This is a genomic window from Lysobacter xanthus, from assembly GCF_047159895.1.
In genome coordinates, this window is sequence record NZ_BAAGAB020000001.1 from 1 (window position 1) to 21276 (window position 21276).

The following is a 21276-nucleotide window of genomic DNA, read 5'->3' on the forward strand; positions in this document are numbered from 1 at the left end:
CCACCGCCGACATCTTCGATGCGATCACCGCGGAGCGGCCGTATCGCGGCGCGACCGCGCCCGAACGCACGCTGGAGATCATGCGCGAGCACGTCGGCACCGCCGTCGACGCCCGCTGCTTCGCGGCGCTGGAAGCGATCGTCCGCGAGGACATGGCCGCCGCGGCAGCTCCGTCGCTCGCACCGATCACGGCGGACGCGCTAGCTTAAGGCCCCTTTCCGGAGGCCTTTCGATGTCGACCGCCTTTCCGCGCCGCCGCCTCGGCGCCGGCCTGACCGTCTCCGCCCTCGGCCTCGGCTGCATGGGCATGTCCGACTTCTACGGCCCCAGCGAGGACGCGGCGAACCTGCGCGTACTCAACCATGCGCTGGACCGGGGCATCGATTTCCTCGACACCGCCGACATGTACGGCGTCGGCCGCAACGAGGTGCTGCTGTCGAACGTACTGGCGACGCGGCGCGACGAGATCGTGCTGGCGACCAAGTTCGGCAACGTGCGTGCACCGGACGGCCGCCTGCTGCGTGTCGACGGCTCGCCCGCCTACGTCGCCGAGGCCTGCGATGCCAGCCTGAAGCGGCTCGGCATCGAGACGATCGACCTCTACTACCAGCACCGCGTCGATCCCGGGGTGCCGATCGAGGACACCGTCGGTGCGATGGCGCGGCTGGTCGAGGCGGGCAAGGTGCGGCACCTGGGCCTGTCCGAGGCGTCGGCGGCGACGCTCCGTCGTGCGCATGCCGTGCATCCGATTACCGCGCTGCAGAGCGAGTACTCGCTGTGGTCGCGCGACGTCGAGGCGGAGATCCTGCCGGCGTGCCGCGAACTCGGCATCGGCTTCGTGCCCTACAGCCCGCTCGGCCGCGGCTTCTTGACCGGCGCCCTGCCGCCGGCGGACGGCCTCGCGGCGAACGATGCGCGTCGCAACCACCCGCGCTTCCAGGACGCCAACGCCGCGCTCAACCAGGCGCTCGTCGATGCGGTGAAGGCGCTCGCCCAGTCGCGCGGCTGCACCCCGGCGCAGCTCGCGCTCGCCTGGCTGCTCGCACAGGGCGACGACATCGTGCCGATCCCCGGCACGCGCAAGATCGAGCGCCTCGACGAGAATGCGCAGGCGGCGTTCCTGTCGCTCGACGCCGACGAGCTCGCGCGCATCGACGCCGTCCTGGCCGCGCATCCGGTCGCCGGCACGCGCTATCCGGCGGACGGGATGGCGAAGGTGAATCTGTAATGGGCTGACGTCACGATCCCCTCGCGCGGCACGCGGGGCCGCCACCCCTGCCTAGAATGCGCCGACGGAACGGGCAGCGTGATGGCGAAGTCACTCAGGGTCGCGGTGGTGGGCTATGGCACCGGCGGGCAGGCAGCGGCGGTACTGCTGTCGCGCGACGGGCATCGCGTCGAGGTCTTCGAACGCGCGCCCTCGCCAGGACCCGTGGGGGCCGGCTTCCTGCTTCAGCCGATCGGGCAGGCGGTGCTGTGGTCGCTCGGACTTCTGGAGCCTGCGCTGCGACACGGACGACGGATCGCGTCGCTGTATGGCGAGACGCCCGCGGGTCGCCCGGTGATGGACATGCGTTACGCGGACCTCGACGGGCGGCTGTTCGGTCTCGGCCTGCAGCGCGGGGCGCTCTTCGAGTTGCTCGACGACGCGTGGACGGAGCGGCGCTGCCTACACGCGGGAACGCGGATCGTCGACGTCGATGTCGAGTCCGGAGCCGTCGTCGATCAGCTCGGCCGGCGACATGGCGGGTTCGATCTCGTGGTGGTGGCCGACGGTGCAGCGTCCGGGCTGCGCGGCAAGGTCGCGAGCGCGCGGCTCGACCGCCCGTACGACTGGGGAGCACAGTGGTGTCTGGTGCCCGCACAGGGCTGGCCGCACGCCAGCGTGCTCCGCCAGCGGTACGTGGGCGCGCGTCGCATGGCGGGATTGCTGCCTGTGGGCACGCGGCCGGGCGATGCGACGCCGCGCCTCAGCTTCTTCTGGAGCGTGCCCACGACGGAACTCGATCGCGTGGACACCGATGCGGGCACATGGCGCGAGGACGTTGCACGCGTCTGGCCGGAGGCTCTGTCGACGCTCGAAGGCATGGATGCACCGGGTTGCATGTCGCAGGCGCGTTATCGCGACACCGTGCATCACAACTGGTGGCGCGGAATCGCCGTGCTGCTCGGCGATTCCGCACATGCGATGAGTCCCCAGCTGGGCCAGGGCGTGAACATGGCGCTGCTGGATGCATTGGCGCTGCGCGATGCGCTCCGCGCTTCGGCGCCACTGGACGCTGCGCTTTCGGGCTATACGGCCCGTCGCCGTTCGCATCTGCAGGCCTATCACTTCTGGAGTCGCGCACTGACGCCGCTGTTCCAGTCCGAGCGCGACGGCTGGGCGCGGCTGCGTGACCTGACGTTCCACCCGCTTTCGCGGCTGCCCGTCGCACGCGGACAGATGCTGCGCGTACTTACCGGTACCCGACGCGGTTGGCTGTCCAAAGTGCACATCGATGCAGGCTTCTTCGAAGCACTGGCGTCGTTGCCGGCACCGGCCGCGGAGGTCCCGATCGCCTGATCGCTCAATGGAAATCCCGCGACGTCGTCGCCAGCGGGCCCAGCAGCGCATCGAGGTTATCCAGCCGTTTCGCGATCACGTGCTGCACGCCGTCCTGCGATTCGACGTGGCCGTGGATCACCAGCAGCCGCGTCTCGAGCAGCGTGCGGCGGTACTGCTCGGCGACGTGGCGCCAGACCACCGCGTTCACCAGCCCGTCCTCGTCCTCCAGCGTCAGGAACGTCACGCCGCTCGCGGTACCGGGGCGCTGGCGCAGGGTGACGAGGCCGGCGAAGGCCACGCGGCGGCCGTTGGGCAACGCCTTGAGGTCGCGCGAGCGTGTGCAGCGGCGCTTCGTCAGTGCCGTTCGTAGCAACGACAGCGGATGCCTGCCGAGCGTGAGGCCCAGCGTGTCGTAGTCGGTGCGCACGTCGTCCTCCACGCTCGGCAGCGGCAGGGCGACCGACGCCTCCGGCGTCGACGCCTCGAACAGCGGACGCTGCGCTTCCACGCCGGCGACCGCCCAGCGCGCCTTGTGCCGATGGCCGAGCAGGCTCTTCAGCGCGCCCGCATCGGCGAGCAGGCCCCGCTCGCGGCGATCGAGTTCCGCGCGCAGGCAGAGGTCGGTGGCGTCGGTGAACATGCGGTCCGCACGCGCGGCCTCGATGCGGCGCGCGCAGGCTTCCGACAGGCCGTCGACCTGGCGCAGGCCGAGGCGAAGCGCCGGCTGCGTCGACAGGTCGTCCGCTGCGCCGCGGAATTCGAGTGAGCAGTCCCAGCCGCTGTAGCGGAGGTCGACGGGACGCACTTCGATGCCGTGGCGGCGCGCGTCCTGCACGATCTGGCTCGCCGAATAGAAGCCCATCGGCTGCGAGTTGAGCAGCGCGGCGGCGAAGGCGGCCGGCTCGTGGCACTTGAGCCAGCAGCTCGTGTACGTGATCAGCGCGAAGCTCGCGGCATGCGACTCGGGAAAGCCATAGCTGCCGAAGCCCTTGATCTGCTCGAAGACGCGCTCGGCGAACTCCGTGCTGTAGCCGTTCTTCCCCATGCCTTCGACGATGCGCTGGCGATGGTGCTCCATGCCGCCGTGGCGCTTCCACGCGGCCATCGAACGCCGCAGCTGGTCGGCCTCGCCCGGCGTGTAGCCGGCGGCGACGATCGCGAGCTGCATCACCTGCTCCTGGAACAGCGGCACGCCCAGGGTGCGTTCGAAGATGGTGCGCAGCTGCTCGGACGGGTACGTCACCGGCTCCTCGCCGCTGCGGCGACGCAGGTAGGGATGCACCATGTCGCCCTGGATCGGCCCCGGCCGCACGATGGCCACCTGGATCACGAGGTCGTAGAACGTCGCGGGCTTGAGCCGCGGCAGCATCGCCATCTGCGCGCGCGATTCGATCTGGAACACGCCCAGCGTGTCGGCCGGCTGGATCATCGCGTACGTCTTCGGGCATTCGGCGGGGATGTCGGCCACCGTCATGTCGCGGCGGCCGCTCGCGCGCAGCAGCTCCACCGTCTTGCGCACGCAGGTGAGCATGCCGAGCGCGAGGCAGTCGACCTTGAGCAGGCCCATCTCGTCGAGGTCGTCCTTGTCCCACTGGATGATGGTGCGGCCGTCCATCGCCGCGTTCTCCACCGGCACCAGCGTCGACAGCGGATGCTCGGAGATCACGAAGCCGCCGGGATGCTGCGAGAGGTGCCGTGGCATGCCCATCAGCTGCTCGGTCAGCACGATCAGGCGCTGCATTACCGGCGACTCGGGATCGAAGCCGCGCTCGCGCAGGTATTCGGGCATCGGCGCCGACGCGGTCCAGCGATCCATCGTCCGCGCGAGCTCATCGACCTGGTCGGACGGCAGGCCGAGCGCCTTGGCGACGTCGCGCACGGCGCTGCGCCCGCGGTACTGGATCGCCACGGCCGTCAGCGCGGCGCGTTCGCGGCCGTACTTGTCGAAGATGTACTGCAGCACCTCCTCGCGGCGTTCGTGCTCGAAGTCGACGTCGATGTCCGGCGGCTCGTTGCGTTCGCGCGAGACGAAGCGCTCGAACAGCATCTGGATCTGCCCGGGGCGCAGTTCGGTGATGCCGAGCGCGTAGCAGACCGACGAATTCGCCGCCGAGCCGCGGCCCTGGCAGAGGATGCCGCGCGAGCGTGCGAAGCGGACGATGTCGTGCACGGTGAGGAAGTACGAGTCGTACTTCAGCTCGCCGATGATCGCGAGTTCCTTCTCGATCAGCGCGCGGGTCGCGCGGGCGTTCTCGGGCGTGTCGTGCGGATTCCCGGGCACGGCCGGTGACGTGGATGCGGGCGTCGAAATACCAGTCCGCCGGGACGGGGAATCGCACGATTCGTCATTGACTGCCGTGAGCTGCAGCGCACCTGCGTCAGTGGCCCGTGCGATCGCGGCTTCGTTCACGCCCACGTGAGCCGAGGCTTCGACGCCACCGCTGCCGGGGAGGTCCGGCGCCGCTTCGGGTGTCGCGAACCACGGTGCATCGGGCTCCGCAATGCGCGCTGCGTGCGCCGTGGCGCACGGGAGCGTCGGACCGCCCACGCCGGCCTGTGCAACGACGTCGTCGTTCGCTGCGGACGGCGACGTCGGCATGCGGATCGGCGTCGGAGCGAGCGCGTCCGTCGAAACCCGGTCCACGATGCTTTTCCGGTCGATGCCGTCTTCTACGTCGTCGCGCCGGCACTCCTCTGCCGCCGGTGCGATCACATGCGTTCCACACGCATCCGCGGGTGGGGCCGCATCGGCACTGCGCGGAAACCGCCAGCGGAAGCCCTCCTCGACCAGTGCACGCAGCCGCGTGGCGGGCGTCTCGCCGTCGGGCACCAGTTCGCGCGGATAGCGGTAGTCGAGGCGGTCGAGGCTGAAGCGGCAGCGGTCGGCGATGCGGGCCGATTCCTCCATCAGCGCGGCCGGATAGATCGAGACGAGCGACTGCCGCGTGCGCAGGTGGCGCTCGCCGTTGGGGAACAGCGCATAGCCGGCCTCGGCGACCGGTCGGCGCAGGCGGATCGCGGTCATCGTGTCCTGCAATGCGCGACGCCGGCGCACGTGCATGTGCACGTCGCCGCTGGCGACCGCCTGCATCCCGAGGCGACTCGCGCTGACCAGCAACTGCTGCAGGCGCGCGGCGTCGTCGGGCCCGCGGTGCAGCTCGACGGCGAGCCAGGTGCGCTGCGGAAACCGCGACTGCAGCCAGCGTGCCTGCGCCTCGTCGGGTTCCTCCCCGGGCAGCCACAGCGCGAGCAGGCCGTCGAGTGGACGATCGAAATCGTCCGGCAGCGACCGGTACGCGCCCTTCTTCGCACGCCGCCGCGCCTGCGTGATCAGTTCGCAGAGCGCGGCATAGCCCGGCGCCTCCTCCACCAGCAGCACGCAGCGCAGGCCGTTCTCCAGCCGGAACTCGCTGCCGACGATGAGCGGCACCTCGAATTCCTTCGCCGCCTGGTAGGCGCGCACGATGCCGGCCAGCGTGCATTCGTCGGTGATCGCGAGCGCGCGGTAGCCCTGCTGGCGCGCGCGCGCGAACAGCTCCTTCGCGGTCGACGCGCCGCGCTGGAAGCTGAAGCACGACAGGCAGTGCAGCTCGGCATAGGCGGGCATGCGGTTCATCGCGCCGGCCTCATCCGAACCATCCGTGCACCATCATCCGGTCGGGCATCGGCGCCGCCGGCAGTTCGTCGTCGACCAGGCAGAACGCCCAGACGCGTTGCCCGCGCGCGGTCTCGACGAGGTAGTAGTCGCGACGCACGTCGTCCGCGTCCCACCAGCCGCTCTCGATGCGCTCGGGGCCGGCGAGGATGCGCACGCAGCGGTCCTGCAGCGGCATCGGTCGCGGCAGCAGCCAACCCGGGCGCGGCACGTTCGGCACCTGCGCGGGCACGACGGCGGTCGCACCCGACATCGCCTGCTCGGGGCGATGGTCCGCGCGCCAGCCGAGCCCGTGCACCGCCTCGTCGCCGAGCCGCGCGCGCAGGCGCTCGCGCAACTGCGTCCACGGCACCGCCTGCTGCGGGCGCGTCTCGAACAGGTCGCGCGCGGCGGGCACGAACGGCGGCAGTTCCTGCGCGACGAGCCGCATGCCGCGCGTGGCGGCCGGCAGCCGTGCGTTCTCGATGCGCCCGCGCGCCAGCTCGAACAGGATCGAGGCCTCGCGCTCGGGCGTGAGCAGGCCGACGACGACTTCGGTCGGCGCGCAACGCTCGTGCTCGAGCACCAGCATGAACCGCTGCACGCCGCCGTCGCGGCTGCACAGGAACGTAGCGAGGTCGTGGGTCAGCCGGCGCAGCGGGAACAGCAGCGCGAGGCTCGATTCCACGTCGTATTCGAACTCGATGCGCGCCTCGAAGCGGTCCGGCGGGCGATACCACTGCAATGGCGTCGGATCGTGGCCGCAGAGCCGGTCGAGGTGCGCGACCAGCGACGGCGGGAAGCGTCGCACCATGCTCTCGCGCGGCAACGCGAGCACCTGCCGCAGCCGGCGCAGGCCCATGCGCAGGAAGGCGTCGACGATGTCGCGCGGCAGCCCCGCGCGCTCGATCGGCAGCTGGCCGAGCGCGTTGTGCAGCGCGTGCGCATCGACCGCGAGGCCGTCGTGCACGTTGGCGAGCATGCGCGCGGCATGCGGGTTCGGCGCGGCGGTGATGCGGTGGCGGATGCCGAGCGCGACGAGGTCGTCGCGCAACCGGCGTTCCAGCTGCGGCCATTCGCCGAACAGGCGCCGGCTCTGCGAGGCCTCCAGCACCACCGCATGCGAGAGATCGAGGCTCACCTGCGAGCTGTAGCGATAGGCCCAGGCGGCGAGGAATTCGCGCAGGCGCTCGGCCGCGCGCGGATCGTGCTCGACGGTGCGGCACGGCACGCCGAGCGCCTGCGCGGCGGCCATCGTCATGCCCGGCTTCAGTCCCGCCTCGCGCGCGGCGGCATTGACCGCGAGCAGCGTGCGCCGTTGCACGGGCCCGTGCACGAGCGCGAGCGGCGACGCCGGATCGTCGAGACGCCGGAGCAGGCCGTCCAGCGCGAGCTGCGGCAGGAAGATGCAGGCCCAGCGCATGTCGGCTAGGCCCGCGAATGTCGGAGGCGGACGTGCCCGATGCGGCGCGCGGAACGCACGTCCCGCGCGTATCGCAGGCCCGGCGCAGCCCGCAGGCGGCATGCGCGTCGGCGCACCACGGGCCGAGGAGCGTGCCGGGGAACGGTCGAGCCGGACAGACCCACGGCTCAGCCCACCGCCGGGAACGGCACCGGCCGCGACGGCGGATTCGCGCCGCGGCACTTCAGCACGCGCAGCATGCGCGGGGGGCCGGGCTCGATCGCGATGCGCAACGGCGACGGCGACGGATTGCGCGCGGCCTGCAGCGGCCGGATCGCGAAGCCGTGGCACTGGCCTGCCTCCGCCGCCACCTGCAGGCGGCGCAGTGCGCGGTCGTCCACCGTCTGCGGCCAGCACAGCACCGCCGTGCACGCGCCCGAGCGCATGCACTGCTCCGCGGCCCACAGCGCCTCGCGCGGATCGGCGCGCACCACGTGCAGCCGCTCCAGCCGCACCCCCGCCGCGTGCCAGGCCGGCGCGTACGGCAGGTACGGGGGCGTGATCAGCGCGACCTGCCCGTCGGCGACGGTCGCCCGCGCAAGCACCGGCCACAGCAGTTCGAGTTCGCCGACGCCATCGCAGGGCACCAGCAGTTCGTTGAGGCCAGCCGCCACCCAGCCCTGCGCGGGCAGCACCGCATCGAGCGCGGCAATCCCGGTGGCGATGCCCTCCTGCGGCGCCGCGACGGGCGCGCGACCGCGCCAGATCGGGCGATCGCGCAGCAGGGCATCGAGCGCATGCACCTCGCCCATCACGCCGTCTCCGGCGAAGGTGGAGCGACAGGGGCAGGCTCTGAAGGGTTCATGCTGTTAGTAATATTACTAACAGACATCGTCCTCGCGTGATGCCGTCGGTCGTCTCATGGCCGCTGGCGACCTCGGTCGCATGCAGTGCGGAGACAACGTCGCACGGCCGCCTCTCATCGGCCGAGACCGCGTGCAATGCGGCGATCCATGCATGACTCGCCCACGCGGCCGCCACGCGCGATGCTGCGGCGAGGCATACCCCCGAGGACCTCGCATGCGCCCGTTCGAAGTGCAGTGCATCGACCACGTCGTGCTGCGCGTCGCCGACCCCGAACGCAGCCTGCGTTTCTATCGCGATGTCCTCGGCTGCACGGTCGCCCGCGAGCGACGCGACCTCGGCCTCGTCCACCTGCGGGCCGGTGCGTCCATGATCGACCTCGTCGACGTCGCCGGACGCCTCGGCCGGCCGGCCGGCGCGCGCGCCGGCGACACCGGCCGCAACGTCGACCACGTCGCCCTGCGCATCGAGCCGTTCGACGACCGGAGGATCCGCGCGCACCTCGCCGCGCACGGCATCGACGTACCGGCGCCCACCACCGACAACTTCGGCGCGCAGGGCGACGGGCCTTCGCTGTACCTGCGCGATCCGGACGGCACCCTGATCGAACTCAAGGGCCCCGCCCGCCCCGCCTGATCCACCGCCGCCATGCACCTCGAAGCCCTGCAGGCCGACATCACCACGCTGCGCGTCGATGCCATCGTCAACGCCGCGAACGAGCGGCTGCTCGGCGGTGGCGGCGTCGACGGCGCGATCCACCGCGCGGCCGGGCCCGGCCTGCTCGACGAATGCCGCACGCTCGGCGGTTGCGCGACGGGCCAGGCGCGCATCACCGCCGGCCATCGCCTGCCCGCGCGCCACGTCATCCACGCCGTCGGGCCGGTCTGGCACGGCGGCGACCGCGGTGAACCCGACCTGCTGGCCTCGTGCTACCGCGAGTGCCTGCGGCTCGCCGATGCCGCGGGATGCGTATCGATCGCCTTCCCGTCGATCAGCACCGGGATCTACGGCTATCCCGCGAAACTCGCCGCGCCCCTCGCGGTGCGCACGGTCGCCGCGTTCGACGCGCTCCATCTCGAACGCGTCGTGTTCTGCTGCTTCTCGCCGCGCGACCTCGCGCTCTATCGCGAACTGCTCGCCGCACTTGCGCCCTGAGTCGCACGGTCCGCCTCATCCCCACCTCAAACAGTCTGCAATCGCACGACACGCGCGCGCCGCAGACTCGCGCCATCCCCGTCCGGACAACCGCCATGACCCGCTCGAAGACCCGCACGACGAAAGCCGTCGCCCTGGCCCTCCTCGGCCTCGGCCTGCTGCTGCTCGGCTACATGGTCACCGTGGAAGGCGAGCCCGGCGCCTTGCCGCTCGGGCTGGTACTGGTTGGCGGACTGACCTACGCCGTGGCCACGGTGCGCGAGCGCCGCGGCTGAGCGCATGGCGACCCGTCGTCGCACCGCATCGTCCGCAAACGAAAACGCCGGCACGAGGCCGGCGTCGTCGCTGCACGGAGGCGAGCCTCAGTGCTTGAGGTTCTTGCGCAGGCGCTCCAGCGCCGACAGCTGCGCCAGCGACATGGCGAGCTGCGACTGCGCCTCCTCGAGGCTCATCTTCGGATCCTTGTTCGCCAGCACGCGCTCGGCCTCTTCCTTCGCCGCGCGCACCGCCGCCTCGTCGATCTCGTCGGCGCGGATCGCGGTGTCGGCGAGCACCGTCACCACGCTCGGCTGCACCTCGAGGATGCCGCCGGAGATCGCGAAGTCCAGGTGCTGGCCGCCCGGCAGGGTCACCACGACCTTGCCCGGCTTCAGGCGCGTGATCAGCGGCGCGTGCTTCGGCGCGATGCCGAGTTCGCCGAGTTCGCCGGTCGCGACGACCAGCTCGGCGTCGCCGCTGTAGATCTCACGCTCGGCGCTGACGATGTCGCAACGGATGGTGGAGGCCATGTCTTTCTCGCTTCGTTCGGAGGGCATCGGTGCCGGCCGGGCCGGCACCGCGTCGATCAGTCGGCTCAGCCGGCGATCTTCTTGGCCTTCTCGAAGGCTTCCTCGATGCCGCCGACCATGTAGAACGCCTGCTCCGGCAGGTGGTCCGCCTCGCCTTCGACGATCATCTTGAAGCCGCGAATCGTGTCCTTGAGCGAGACGTACTTGCCCGGCGAGCCGGTGAACACTTCCGCCACGTGGAACGGCTGCGAGAAGAAGCGCTCGATCTTGCGCGCGCGCGACACGGCCTGCTTGTCCTCTTCCGACAGCTCGTCCATGCCGAGGATCGCGATGATGTCCTTGAGCTCCTTGTACTTCTGGAGCGTCGACTGGACCTTGCGCGCGACCTCGTAGTGCTCGGTGCCGATCACGTTCGGGTCGAGCTGGCGCGACGTGGAGTCGAGCGGATCGACCGCCGGGTAGATGCCCAGCGAGGCGATGTTTCGCGACAGCACGACGGTGGCGTCGAGGTGGGCGAACGTGGTCGCCGGCGACGGGTCGGTCAGGTCGTCCGCGGGCACGTAGACGGCCTGGATCGAGGTGATCGAGCCGGTCTTCGTCGAGGTGATGCGCTCCTGCAGCACGCCCATTTCCTCGGCGAGCGTCGGCTGGTAGCCCACGGCCGACGGCATGCGGCCGAGCAGCGCCGACACTTCGGTACCGGCCAGCGTGTAGCGGTAGATGTTGTCTACGAAGAACAGGATGTCGCGGCCCTTGCCCGTGGCCGGGTCGATGTCGTCGCGGAAGTACTCCGCCATCGTCAGGCCGGTGAGCGCGACGCGCAGGCGGTTGCCCGGCGGCTCGTTCATCTGGCCGTAGACCATCGCGACCTTGTCGAGGACGTTCGAGTCCTTCATCTCGTGGTAGAAGTCGTTGCCCTCGCGGGTGCGCTCACCCACGCCGGCGAACACCGACAGGCCGGAGTGCGCCTTCGCGATGTTGTTGATGAGTTCCATCATGTTGACGGTCTTGCCGACGCCGGCGCCGCCGAACAGGCCGACCTTGCCGCCCTTGGCGAAGGGGCACATCAGGTCGATGACCTTGATGCCGGTCTCGAGCAGGTCCGAGCCCGAGGACTGGTCCTCGTAGGACGGCGCGGCGCGGTGGATTTCCCACGTGTCCGACGCCTGTACCGGGCCGGCTTCGTCGATCGGGCGACCGAGCACGTCCATGATGCGGCCGAGCGTGCCGGCGCCGACCGGCACCGCGATCGCGCGGCCCGTGTTGACCGCGACGAGGTTGCGCTTCAGGCCGTCGGTCGAGCCGAGCGCAATGGTGCGCACGACGCCGTCGCCGAGCTGCTGCTGGACTTCCAGCGTGATCGCCGTGCCTTCGACCTTCAGCGCGTCGTACACGCGCGGCACCGCATCGCGCGGGAACTCGACGTCGACGACCGCGCCGATGATCTGGACGATGGTGCCCGTGGTGCTGGGAGTGACCTGAGCGTTCATGGTTGTTTCCTTGGCAAATCGATTCGTTGGATGCGGGCGCGGGCGACGCGCTCAGCGGGTGCGGTCAGACCGCGGCGGCACCGCCGACGATCTCCGAGATTTCCTGGGTGATCGCGGCCTGGCGGGCCTTGTTGTAGACGAGGTTGAGCGTGCCGATGAGCTTGGTCGCGTTGTCCGACGCGGCCTTCATCGCGACCATGCGCGCGGCGTGTTCCGACGCCACGTTCTCGAGCACGGCCTGGTAGACCAGCACCTCGATGTAGCGCGAGAGCACGTGGTCGAGCACCGTCGGTGCATCCGGCTCGTAGATGTAGTCCCAGTCGTGCGAGGCGACCTTCGTGCTCGACGCCGGCAGCGGCAGCAGCTGGTCGAACGACGCCTGCTGCGTCATCGTGTTGACGAAGTGGTTGTAGCAGACGAAGACGCGGTCGACTTCGCCGGCCTCGTACGCGTCCAGCACCACCTTCACCACGCCGACGACCTGCTCGAGCTTCGGCACGTCGCCCAGGTGCGTCACCGATGCGATCAGGTTCACCTTCAGGCGGCGGAAGAACACCGACGCCTTCTGGCCGATCGTGACCACGTCGATCTCGACGCCCTGCTCCTGCCAGCGGCGGAACTCGCCGACCAGCTTGCGGAACATGTTGTTGTTGAGGCCACCGGCCAGGCCGCGATCGCTCGAGGTGATCACGTAGGCCACGCGCTTCACGGCGGGACGCTCGACCATGTACGGATGCCGGTAGTCGCCGCTCGCCTGCGCGAGGTGGCCGATCACCTGCTTCATGACCCGCGCGTAGGGGCGCGAGGTCTTCATGCGGTCCTGCGCCTTGCGGATCTTCGAGGCGGAGACCATCTCGAGCGCGCGCGTCACCTTGCGGGTGTTCTGCACGCTCTTGATCTTGGATTTGATTTCGCGTCCGCCTGCCATCTCTCGCTCGCTTGTCTGCTGCTACCGGGATCGGCGGGCGTGGATCACCACGCCCGCGCGGGAGGCTGGGATTACCAGCTGCCCGTCTGCTTGAACTCGGCGATCACCTGCTTGAAGGTGGCCTCGATCGAGTCGTCCCACGCGCCCGTCTGCGCGACGCGGTCGGCCAGCTCGCCCTGCGTGTTCACGAAGTGCGAGTGCAGGCCGGCCTCGAACGCGCCGATCTTCGAGACCGGCACGTCGTCCATGTAGCCCTTGTCGACCGCGTAGATCGACAGCGCCTGCAGCGAGATCGGCAGCGGGGCGTACTGCTTCTGCTTCATCAGCTCGGTGACGCGCTGGCCGCGCTCGAGCTGCTTGCGGGTCGCCTCGTCGAGGTCGGACGCGAACTGCGCGAACGCCGCGAGCTCGCGGTACTGCGCGAGCGCGATGCGGATGCCGCCCGAGAGCTTCTTGATGATCTTGGTCTGCGCGGCGCCACCGACGCGCGAGACCGAGATACCGGCGTTCACGGCCGGGCGGATGCCGGCGTTGAACAGGTCGGTCTCGAGGAAGATCTGGCCGTCGGTAATCGAGATGACGTTCGTCGGGACGAACGCGGACACGTCGCCCGCCTGCGTCTCGATGATCGGCAGCGCGGTCAGCGAGCCGGTCTGGCCCTTCACTTCGCCGTTGGTGAACTTCTCGACGTAGTCCTCGGACACGCGCGAGGCGCGCTCGAGCAGGCGGGAGTGCAGGTAGAACACGTCGCCCGGATACGCCTCGCGGCCCGGCGGACGGCGCAGCAGGAGCGAGATCTGGCGGTAGGCGACGGCGTGCTTGGACAGGTCGTCGTAGATGATCAGCGCGTCTTCGCCGCGGTCGAGGAAGTACTCGCCCATGGCGCAGCCGGCGTACGGCGCGATGTACTGCATCGCGGCCGACTCCGATGCCGTAGCGGCGACGACGATCGTGTGCGCGAGCGCGCCCTGCTCTTCCAGGCGGCGCACGACGTTGGCGACGGTCGAGTTCTTCTGGCCGATCGCGACGTAGATGCACTTAATGCCGGTGCCCTTCTGCGCGATGATCGCGTCGACGGCCATCGCGGTCTTGCCGGTCTGGCGGTCGCCGATGATCAGCTCGCGCTGGCCGCGGCCGATCGGGATCATCGCGTCGACCGACTTGTAGCCGGTCTGCACCGGCTGGTCGACGGACTTGCGCCAGATCACGCCCGGCGCGACACGCTCGACCGGCGCCGACATCGTGGCGCCCAGCGGGCCCTTGCCGTCGATTGGCTCGCCCAGCGCGTTGACCACGCGGCCGAGCAGCTGCGTGCCGATCGGCACTTCGAGGATGCGGCCGGTGGTCTTGGCCACCGCGCCCTCGCGCAGGTGTTCGTAGTCGCCCAGCACCACGGCGCCGACCGAGTCGCGCTCGAGGTTCAGCGCGAGCGCGAACGTGTTGCCCGGCAGCTCGATCATCTCGCCCTGCATCACGTCGGCCAGGCCGAAGATGCGGACGATGCCGTCGGAGACCGACGTGACCGTGCCTTCGTTGCGGGCTTCGGCGGCCAGACCGACCTGCTCGATGCGGGTCTTGATCAGTTCGCTGATTTCGGACGGGTTGAGCGTGTTCTGCATGGGAGTTTCCCTGGTTCCGACGCGGGCGCCGGGATAGATGAATTCGTGGGCTTACGCGGCGAGCGCCGTCTGCAGGCGCTCGAGCTTGCCCTTGACCGAGCCGTCGATGACGACGTCGCCGGCCTCGATGACCGCACCGCCGATCAGCGACGGATCCAGCTCCGTCTGCAGCTCGACCTCGCGACCGAAGCGGCGACGCAGGCCGTCGCGGATCGCGGCGAGGTCGGCGTCGCCCAGCGCGGTCGCCGAGCGCACGCGCGCCTTGACGATGCGCTCGGCTTCGGCACGCAGCTGCTCGAACAGGCCGGCGATCTCGGGCAGCAGCTCGAGGCGGCGGTTGTCGGCGAGCATCTCGACGAAGCGGACGAAGCTGGCGTCGTTCGCGTCCAGCACCAGCAGCTGCGCCGCGAGGTTCGGCGTCAGCTGCGGATGCTTCATCGCGGCACCGGCCTGTGGGTCGGCGGCCACGCGGGCCGCGAAGGCCAGCGCGTCCGACCATGCGGCAACGCGGCCTTCGTCCCGCGCGGCGTTGAACGCGGCGCGGGCATAGGGACGGGCGAGGGTCAGAGCCTGGCTCATCGATGCATCTCCGTCAGAGCTGGGCGGCCAGCTCGTCGAGCAGCGCGCGGTGGGCGTTCGGATCGATCTCGCGGCGGATCACCTTCTCGGCGCCGGCGACGGCGAGCGTCGCGACCTGCGCACGCAGCTCCTCGCGGGCCCGGTTGCTGGCGGCGGCGATCTCGGCCTGCGCGAGGTCCTTCTGGCGATTGGCTTCGCCGACGGCCTCGGAATGCGCCTGCTCGATGATCTGGTTCGCACGCTGGTGCGCCTGCTCGATGATCTCGTTGGCCTTGACGCGGGCCTCGCGGATCGCCGAATCGGCGTTGGTCTGCGCCTGCTCGAGGGCCTTCTGGCTGTTGTCAGCCGCGGCGAGGCCTTCAGCGATCTTGCGCTGACGCTCCTCGATGGCCGCGTTGAGCGGCGGCCAGATGAACTTCATGGTGACCCAGATCAGCACCGCGAAGGTGAGCATCTGGCCAAAGAAGGTCATGTTGATATTCATGACAGCTCCGGTGATCGCAGTTCGGGCGAAAGAGCCCGGTCAGCCGCCCGCGACTGCGGGCGGCCTTGAAGCAGGACCGGCGATCAGCCCGCGTTGGCGGCGGCCGTGACGGCGCCGAGCAGCGGGTTGCCGAACGCGAACAGCAGGCCGACGGCGAGCGCGATGATGAACGCGGCGTCGATCAGGCCGGCGAGCAGGAACATGCGGCCCTGCAGCATCGGGACCAGCTCCGGCTGGCGCGCGGCCGACTCGAGGAACTTCGCGCCCATCAGCGCGATGCCGAGGCAGGCGCCGATCGCGCCGAGGCCGACCATCATGCCGATCGCGATCGCGGTCATGCCCTGCAGCTGAGCGATGAATTCCATGGTGTTTCTCCTGCGGTTTTAAGTTGGTTTGAAAGGGTGGAGCGAAAGGGTGGAGCGGTACCGCGGACAGCGGAAACGGATCAGTGGCTCTCGTACGCGCCGGCGATGTAGACGACGGTGAGAATCATGAAGATGAAGGCCTGCAGCAGCACGATCAGGATGTGGAACAGCGCCCAGGCGGCGTTGAAGATCACGCCCGGCACGAACATCACCAGGCTGCCGCCCAGCAGGCCGGCGATGAGCATGAAGACGAGCTCGCCGCCGTACATGTTGCCGAACAGTCGCATCGCGAGGCTGACCGGCTTGACGCAGTACTCGATCAGGTTGAGCCCGAGGTTGGCCGGCGCGAGCAGGATCTTCATCCCGGTGCCGTGCGCGTGGAACGGCGCGGTCAGCAGCTCCTTGCCGAAGCCGCCGATGCCCTTCGCCTTCATCGAGTGGTAGAGGATGATGAAGAACACCGGCACCGACAGGCCGAACGTCGTGTTGAGGTCGGCGGTCGGCACCCAGCGGAAATAGGTGTGGTGCGCGACTTCCGCGCCCTGCGTCGTCTTGACGATCCAGCCCGGCATGTCGAGCGGGAGCAGGTCCATCGCGTTCATCATCACGACCCACATGAAGATCGTGAGCGCGAGCGGCGTGATGGAGCGACGGTCGCCGTGGAAGGTGTCCTTCACCTGGCCGTCGATGAATTCGAGGATCAGCTCGACGAAGGCCTGGCCCTTGCCCGGCACGCCGGCCGTCGCGCGGCGCGCGAAGAAGCCGAACCACGCCACGAAGAACAGGCCGAGCACCAGCGAGACCACCCACGTGTCGACGTGGAAGCCGCCACCGCCCAGCTGGATGGTGTTCTGGGTGAGATGGTGCTGGATGTACTCGTTCAGGCCGCCGCCGGAACCGGTCTGCTCGCTCACTGAAGACACCTATCGATTCAGAAGTTGGGCCGGGACGGCCGCCACCGTCGCCACGAGCACCCCGACCAGAAGCGGCAACGGGGGCAGGCGCCAGAGGGCGAGGCCGAGAACAAGAACGATGGCGACCGTGGCCCACTTGGCCGCCATGCCCAACAGGAGCTTCGCGATCGCGATGCCCGCCGGCCCAATGCCGCCGCCGAGGGCGACGAGCATCGACACGAGAGCCGCCGCGACCACCGCACCGCCGCCGACCGCCGCCCCGAGCGCATCACGCGCACCGAGCGGGAGGAAGAGCACCGCGGTCAACGCCGCGGCAGTGGCCTGCCAGGCGATCGCGCGCGACGCCAACCGGCGGCCTGCGGACAGTGGATCGTGCACGCGAGGTTCCGTCGGTCCGGGGGCTGGCGCGAAAGCGTCCTGTGGAGCCCCGGAAGTATAGATCGCGTGAGAATGAGCGGCAACCGGCGGAAGCCACGGGCGGGACGTCTCGCCCTTTGGACCCGGGGGCCGAAGCCGCCTCGTCCGGCCCGGGGCGCGGGATCCAGCGCGCTTGTCAGGGCGCGAGGCGGGCGCGGGACGGGGGAGCACGCTTCGCACCCTTCCGCGGCGCCGACACCGCGACGGGTCGGACCGGCCGAGGCCGGGAACTACGGACGGCAGCCGGCCCGGCCCCTGCAGGCGAGCCACGCTTCTGGCGCGGGAACCGCGAGCTGTCGCCCGCCGGAACCTTCCCCCACGCGTGCGGTCCGATCCACGTCCGCGCGGCTGACGTCGCTTCCCCTCGTCGTCGGCGCACTCCGCGCGACACTCGCCCCGGCCCCGCCGGGGCTTTTTTTCGTCCGCCGCGGCCTCAGCCGGCCAGCGCCCAGTCGGCGATCGCGCGGGCGTGGATCGCGGTGGTGTCGAACAGCGGCACGCTCGCATCACCCTCGCCCACCAGCAGGCCGATCTCCGTGCAGCCCAGGACGATGCCCTGCGCGCCGCGTTCCACCAGCGCAGCCATCACGCCGCGGTAGCGCTCGCGCGAGGCGGGCTCGACCCGGCCGCGGCAAAGTTCGTCGTAGATCACCCGGTGCACGTCCGCACGTTGGGCCTCGTCCGGCACGAGCACGTCGAGACCGGCGCGCTCCAGCCGTTCGCGGTGGAACGGCTGCTCCATCGTGAAGCGCGTGCCGAGCAGCCCGATCCGCGACAGCCCTGCAGCGCGCACCGCATGCGCGGTGGCGTCGGCGATATGCAGCAGCGGCAGGTCGACGGCGGCTTCGATCGCAGGCGCCGAGCGATGCATCGTGTTCATGCAGATCGCGATGCACTGCGCGCCCCCTGCCTGCAGGCGACGCGCCGCATCGACCATCAGCGCGTCGGCCGCGTCCCAGTCGCCGTGCGCTGCATCGCCTCGACCTCGGCGAAGTCGACGCTGTAGAGCAGCAGCTTCGCCGAATGCAGGCCACCGAGTCGCTCGCGCACACGCTCGTTGACCAGCCGGTAGTACGGGAGCGTCGACTCCCAGCTCATCCCACCGATGAGGCCGACCGTACGCATCACTTCTTCTTCGGGATGTAGAGGTCGGTGATCGTGCCTTCAAAGACTTCGGCCGCCATGCCGACCGACTCGCTGAGGGTGGGATGCGGATGGATGGTCATGCCGATGTCGGCGACCTCGCAGCCCATCTCGATCGCGAGGGCGACCTCCGCGATCAGGTCGCCCGCGTGCACGCCGACGATGCCGCCGCCAATGACGCGATGGCTCGCCTCGTCGAAGACCAGCTTCGTGAAGCCCTCGGTGCGACCGATGCCGATCGCGCGGCCGCTCGCGGCCCACGGGAACTTGCCGACGCCGACCTTCAGGCCCTTGGCCTTCGCCTCGTTCTCCGTGACGCCGACCCAGGCGATCTCGGGATCGGTGTACGCCACCGACGGGATCACCCGGGCAACCCACTCGCGCTTCTCGCCCGCCGCGACTTCCGCGGCGAGCTTGGCCTCGTGCGTCGCCTTGTGCGCGAGCATCGGGTTCCCGACGATGTCGCCGATCGCGAAGATGTGCGGCACGTTCGTGCGCATCTGGCGGTCGACCGGAATGAAGCCGCGATCGGACACCGCGACGCCCGCGGCCTCCGCGCCGAGCTTCGCGCCGTTGGGCGAGCGACCGACGGCGACGAGCACGCGGTCGTAGGTCTGCGGTTCGGGCGCCTTCGCGCCTTCGAAGGTGACGCGGATGCCCGCATCGGTCGCCTCGACGCCGGTGGCCTTGACCTCCAGGTGCACGACGACGCCCTGCTTCTTCAGGCGGTCGGCCAGCGGCTTGACGAGGTCGAGGTCCGCGCCCGGCATCAGCTGCGGGCCGAGCTCGACGACCGTGACCTGCGCGCCGAGCGCGCGATACACCGTCGCCATCTCCATGCCGATGATGCCGCCGCCCACGACCAGCAGCGATTTCGGGATCTCCGCGAGTTCCAGCGCATCGGTCGAATCCATGATGCGTTCGTCGCCCCACGGGAACATGGGCAGCTTCACCGCCTGCGAGCCCGCCGCGACGATGCACTGCTCGAAGCGGATGAGCTGCGTGCCGGACTCGCCCTGCACTTCCACCTCGTTCGGCGAGACGAAGCGGCCCGTGCCCTGCACCACGCGCACCTTGCGTTGCTTCGCCATCCCGGCGAGGCCTTTGGTGAGCTGGCCGACCACCTTTTCCTTGTACGTACGTAGGGCATCGAGCTCGATGCGCGGCGCGCCGAAGGTGATGCCGTAATCCGTGGCGTGCTGCGCCTCGTCGATCACGGCCGCGGCATGCAGCAGCGCCTTCGACGGGATGCAGCCTACGTTGAGGCACACGCCGCCGAGGCTCGCGTAGCGCTCGACCAAGACCGTGTCGAGGCCGAGGTCGGCCGCGCGGAACGCCGCGGTGTAGCCGCCCGGACCTGCGCCCAGGACGAGCATCCGGCACTCGACGTCGGCCTTGCGGCCGGTCGGTGCGGCGGCCCCGGGTGCAGGACCCGCCGAGGCGGGCGCGCTGCCCGATGCGGGCGCGGGCTTCGTGTCGCCATAGCCCTTGGCATCGCTGCCGGCCGCCGCGGATGCGGCCTGCACCGGCGACTGCGACGCTGCGGCCGGTGCGGGCGCTGCGCTCTCGCCGACGACCTCCAGCACCGCGATGACGCTGCCCTCGGACACCTTGTCGCCGACCTTGATGCGCAGCTCGCGCACGACGCCGGCCTCCGACGACGGCACCTCCATCGTGGCCTTGTCCGACTCCAGCGTCGCGAGGCCCTGGTCCTTCGCGATCGTGTCGCCCACGGCGACCAGCAGCTCGATCACCGGCACGTCGTCGTAGCCTCCGATGTCGGGCACTTTCACTTCGATCTGGCGGCTCATCGGGATTCCTCGTCACGTGGGGGCTCGATCGGCGTTCGCGGATCGGCAGGGGGTTCTTCGAGCACGTCGCGTTCGACGTCGTGCTGCGCATCGTTGTCCGCGAGCGCGGCGCGCTCACGGCGCGTCGGCGGCGGCGGCTCGTGGCTGGGCGCGTCGGGCGGCACCGCGCCGACGTCGCCGCGCAGCAACAGGGCGGCATCGGCACCGGTGCGGCCCAGCACGCTGCGCAGGTTGAGATCGCGCTGCGGGAATGGCAGTTCGACGCCGTGGTGCATCAGTGCGGTGTGCAGTGCCCAGTAATACGCGGCCTTGACCGCCGACGGGCGCTTGGTGGCCTCGGCGTTGAGCCAGACCACGAGCTCGAACTGCAGCGCGCTCTCCCCGAAGCCGACCAGCCAGACCTGTGGGCCGCGCGCGCCGTCGTTGGCGAGGGTGAACGGCACGTCGGCCGCGGCCTCGAGCGCCGCGCGCTTCACCACTTCCTTGTCCGTGCCGTAGGCGACGCCGAACGGGATGTGCATGCGTCGCGTCGTCTCGAGCAGCGTCCAGTTGACGACGCGACCGCTGACGAATTCCGAATTCGGCACCAGCACGTTGAGGTTGTCATTGGTGCTGATGCGCGTCGCCCGGATCTTGATGTCGCGCACGATGCCATGCACGCCGGACTCGAGTTCGACGAAGTCGCCCACCTTGATCGAGCGGTCGAACAGAAGGATGAGGCCGGAGACGAAGTTGTTGAAGATCGCCTGCAGGCCGAAGCCGAGCCCGACGCTGAAGGCGCCGGCGAACAGCGTGAACTTCGACACCGGAATGCCCGCGACTTCCAGCGCGAGCAGCACGCCGACGAGCAGCATCGCGTAGCGCAGCACGCGGCTCATCGTGTAGATGGACGCCGCGTTCGCGCCGTTGCGCTCGCCATAGCGGCAGAGCGCGCGCGAGGCGAGCCGCGAGCCAACGAGGGCGACCACCAGCAGCAGGATCGAGGCGGCGAGCCCGCCGACGGTCAGGTCGAGCCCGGCGACGTGCAGCAGCTCGTAGTCGAGCAGCGGCTGCAGGCCCTGCCAGCCGTCGTGGGCGGCGTCGCGCACGCGATCGCCGGCCCGGTCGAGCTCTCGCGCCGCCGCGCCCTGCGCCATCG

Annotated in this window: 19 protein-coding genes and 2 pseudogenes; 6 read left to right on the plus strand and 15 right to left on the minus strand. The window is 70.1% G+C overall.

Annotated features, from left to right (window positions below; genetic code table 11):
• The 3 genes and pseudogenes from ACY35P_RS00005 to ACY35P_RS00015 form a co-directional block, all read left to right on the plus strand.
• Positions 1–209: pseudogene (locus ACY35P_RS00005) on the plus strand (hypothetical protein); the annotation flags it as partial.
• A 23-nt stretch (positions 210–232) separates the two neighbouring features.
• Positions 233–1228 (plus strand): aldo/keto reductase, encoded by a 996-nt coding sequence (locus ACY35P_RS00010; protein ID WP_462113761.1) that lies wholly within the window; start codon positions 233–235, stop codon positions 1226–1228.
• An 81-nt stretch (positions 1229–1309) separates the two neighbouring features.
• Positions 1310–2563, plus strand: coding sequence for an FAD-dependent oxidoreductase (locus ACY35P_RS00015; RefSeq protein ID WP_462113762.1), 1254 nt, complete (start codon positions 1310–1312; stop codon positions 2561–2563).
• Between the two features lie 4 nt (positions 2564–2567).
• Here the strand turns inward: ACY35P_RS00015 and ACY35P_RS00020 are convergent, their stop codons facing one another.
• The 3 genes from ACY35P_RS00020 to imuA all read right to left on the minus strand — a co-directional run bounded on the left by ACY35P_RS00020 (position 2568) and on the right by imuA (position 8393).
• The gene (locus ACY35P_RS00020) at positions 2568–6152 is read right to left on the minus strand and encodes an error-prone DNA polymerase (RefSeq protein WP_462114009.1); all 3585 of its coding nucleotides are present in this window, start codon (positions 6150–6152) and stop codon (positions 2568–2570) included.
• Between the two features lie 19 nt (positions 6153–6171).
• Entirely contained in the window at positions 6172–7602 is a 1431-nt protein-coding gene (locus ACY35P_RS00025; protein ID WP_462113763.1) for a Y-family DNA polymerase, read from the minus strand.
• Between the two features lie 167 nt (positions 7603–7769).
• On the minus strand, positions 7770–8393 hold the full coding sequence (gene imuA, locus ACY35P_RS00030; RefSeq protein WP_462113764.1) for a translesion DNA synthesis-associated protein ImuA: 624 nt from the start codon (positions 8391–8393) through the stop codon (positions 7770–7772).
• A 268-nt stretch (positions 8394–8661) separates the two neighbouring features.
• On the opposite strand from imuA, the gene ACY35P_RS00035 reads away from it, so the two are divergent.
• The 3 genes from ACY35P_RS00035 to ACY35P_RS00045 all read left to right on the plus strand — a co-directional run bounded on the left by ACY35P_RS00035 (position 8662) and on the right by ACY35P_RS00045 (position 9875).
• Entirely contained in the window at positions 8662–9081 is a 420-nt protein-coding gene (locus ACY35P_RS00035; RefSeq protein ID WP_462113765.1) for a VOC family protein, read from the plus strand.
• Between the two features lie 12 nt (positions 9082–9093).
• Entirely contained in the window at positions 9094–9600 is a 507-nt protein-coding gene (locus tag ACY35P_RS00040) for an O-acetyl-ADP-ribose deacetylase (protein ID WP_462113766.1), read from the plus strand.
• Between the two features lie 95 nt (positions 9601–9695).
• On the plus strand, positions 9696–9875 hold the full coding sequence (locus ACY35P_RS00045) for a hypothetical protein (protein ID WP_462113767.1): 180 nt from the start codon (positions 9696–9698) through the stop codon (positions 9873–9875).
• Between the two features lie 87 nt (positions 9876–9962).
• Here ACY35P_RS00045 and ACY35P_RS00050 read toward each other — a convergent pair whose 3' ends face one another.
• The 12 genes and pseudogenes from ACY35P_RS00050 to ACY35P_RS00105 all read right to left on the minus strand — a co-directional run bounded on the left by ACY35P_RS00050 (position 9963) and on the right by ACY35P_RS00105 (position 21274).
• Positions 9963–10388 carry a F0F1 ATP synthase subunit epsilon gene (locus ACY35P_RS00050; RefSeq protein ID WP_462113768.1) on the minus strand — a complete coding sequence of 142 codons (426 nt, stop codon included), beginning with the start codon at positions 10386–10388 and terminating at the stop codon, positions 9963–9965.
• A 65-nt stretch (positions 10389–10453) separates the two neighbouring features.
• Positions 10454–11878 (minus strand): F0F1 ATP synthase subunit beta, encoded by a 1425-nt coding sequence (atpD, locus tag ACY35P_RS00055; RefSeq protein ID WP_462113769.1) that lies wholly within the window; start codon positions 11876–11878, stop codon positions 10454–10456.
• Between the two features lie 64 nt (positions 11879–11942).
• The gene (gene atpG / locus ACY35P_RS00060) at positions 11943–12806 is read right to left on the minus strand and encodes a F0F1 ATP synthase subunit gamma (protein WP_462113770.1); all 864 of its coding nucleotides are present in this window, start codon (positions 12804–12806) and stop codon (positions 11943–11945) included.
• Between the two features lie 71 nt (positions 12807–12877).
• Positions 12878–14425, minus strand: coding sequence for a F0F1 ATP synthase subunit alpha (atpA, locus tag ACY35P_RS00065; RefSeq protein ID WP_462113771.1), 1548 nt, complete (start codon positions 14423–14425; stop codon positions 12878–12880).
• Between the two features lie 51 nt (positions 14426–14476).
• Entirely contained in the window at positions 14477–15004 is a 528-nt protein-coding gene (locus ACY35P_RS00070) for a F0F1 ATP synthase subunit delta (RefSeq protein ID WP_462113772.1), read from the minus strand.
• A 13-nt stretch (positions 15005–15017) separates the two neighbouring features.
• On the minus strand, positions 15018–15488 hold the full coding sequence (locus ACY35P_RS00075) for a F0F1 ATP synthase subunit B (RefSeq protein WP_462113773.1): 471 nt from the start codon (positions 15486–15488) through the stop codon (positions 15018–15020).
• An 83-nt stretch (positions 15489–15571) separates the two neighbouring features.
• Positions 15572–15853 (minus strand): F0F1 ATP synthase subunit C, encoded by a 282-nt coding sequence (gene atpE / locus ACY35P_RS00080; RefSeq protein ID WP_462113774.1) that lies wholly within the window; start codon positions 15851–15853, stop codon positions 15572–15574.
• An 80-nt stretch (positions 15854–15933) separates the two neighbouring features.
• Positions 15934–16767, minus strand: a complete 834-nt coding sequence (gene atpB, locus ACY35P_RS00085; RefSeq protein ID WP_462113775.1) for a F0F1 ATP synthase subunit A — start codon at positions 16765–16767, stop codon at positions 15934–15936.
• A 9-nt stretch (positions 16768–16776) separates the two neighbouring features.
• A complete protein-coding gene (locus ACY35P_RS00090; RefSeq protein WP_462113776.1) occupies positions 16777–17145 on the minus strand; it encodes a hypothetical protein in 369 nt (122 codons plus the stop codon).
• 472 nt (positions 17146–17617) lie between these two features.
• Positions 17618–18309, minus strand: a pseudogene (locus tag ACY35P_RS00095) (aspartate/glutamate racemase family protein).
• The gene (gene lpdA / locus ACY35P_RS00100) at positions 18309–20138 is read right to left on the minus strand and encodes a dihydrolipoyl dehydrogenase (RefSeq protein WP_462113777.1); all 1830 of its coding nucleotides are present in this window, start codon (positions 20136–20138) and stop codon (positions 18309–18311) included. Before lpdA ends, ACY35P_RS00095 begins: the two are co-directional and overlap by 1 nt.
• A complete protein-coding gene (locus ACY35P_RS00105; protein ID WP_462113778.1) occupies positions 20135–21274 on the minus strand; it encodes a mechanosensitive ion channel family protein in 1140 nt (379 codons plus the stop codon). Before ACY35P_RS00105 ends, lpdA begins: the two co-directional genes overlap by 4 nt.
• Positions 21275–21276 lie beyond the last annotated feature (2 nt).

Excerpts from the sequence above, each read along its gene's own strand:
- ACY35P_RS00010 (WP_462113761.1), top strand. The coding sequence starts at position 233 with ATGTCGACCGCCTTTCCGCGCCGCCGCCTCGGCGCCGGCCTGACCGTC.
- ACY35P_RS00015 (WP_462113762.1), top strand. The coding sequence starts at position 1,310 with ATGGCGAAGTCACTCAGGGTCGCGGTGGTGGGCTATGGCACCGGCGGG.
- ACY35P_RS00020 (WP_462114009.1), bottom strand. The coding sequence starts at position 6,152 with ATGCCCGCCTATGCCGAGCTGCACTGCCTGTCGTGCTTCAGCTTCCAG.
- ACY35P_RS00025 (WP_462113763.1), bottom strand. The coding sequence starts at position 7,602 with ATGCGCTGGGCCTGCATCTTCCTGCCGCAGCTCGCGCTGGACGGCCTG.
- imuA (WP_462113764.1), bottom strand. The coding sequence starts at position 8,393 with ATGGGCGAGGTGCATGCGCTCGATGCCCTGCTGCGCGATCGCCCGATC.
- ACY35P_RS00035 (WP_462113765.1), top strand. The coding sequence starts at position 8,662 with ATGCGCCCGTTCGAAGTGCAGTGCATCGACCACGTCGTGCTGCGCGTC.
- ACY35P_RS00040 (WP_462113766.1), top strand. The coding sequence starts at position 9,094 with ATGCACCTCGAAGCCCTGCAGGCCGACATCACCACGCTGCGCGTCGAT.
- ACY35P_RS00045 (WP_462113767.1), top strand. The coding sequence starts at position 9,696 with ATGACCCGCTCGAAGACCCGCACGACGAAAGCCGTCGCCCTGGCCCTC.
- ACY35P_RS00050 (WP_462113768.1), bottom strand. The coding sequence starts at position 10,388 with ATGGCCTCCACCATCCGTTGCGACATCGTCAGCGCCGAGCGTGAGATC.
- atpD (WP_462113769.1), bottom strand. The coding sequence starts at position 11,878 with ATGAACGCTCAGGTCACTCCCAGCACCACGGGCACCATCGTCCAGATC.
- atpG (WP_462113770.1), bottom strand. The coding sequence starts at position 12,806 with ATGGCAGGCGGACGCGAAATCAAATCCAAGATCAAGAGCGTGCAGAAC.
- atpA (WP_462113771.1), bottom strand. The coding sequence starts at position 14,425 with ATGCAGAACACGCTCAACCCGTCCGAAATCAGCGAACTGATCAAGACC.
- ACY35P_RS00070 (WP_462113772.1), bottom strand. The coding sequence starts at position 15,004 with ATGAGCCAGGCTCTGACCCTCGCCCGTCCCTATGCCCGCGCCGCGTTC.
- ACY35P_RS00075 (WP_462113773.1), bottom strand. The coding sequence starts at position 15,488 with ATGAATATCAACATGACCTTCTTTGGCCAGATGCTCACCTTCGCGGTG.
- atpE (WP_462113774.1), bottom strand. The coding sequence starts at position 15,853 with ATGGAATTCATCGCTCAGCTGCAGGGCATGACCGCGATCGCGATCGGC.
- lpdA (WP_462113777.1), bottom strand. The coding sequence starts at position 20,138 with ATGAGCCGCCAGATCGAAGTGAAAGTGCCCGACATCGGAGGCTACGAC.
- ACY35P_RS00105 (WP_462113778.1), bottom strand. The coding sequence starts at position 21,274 with ATGGCGCAGGGCGCGGCGGCGCGAGAGCTCGACCGGGCCGGCGATCGC.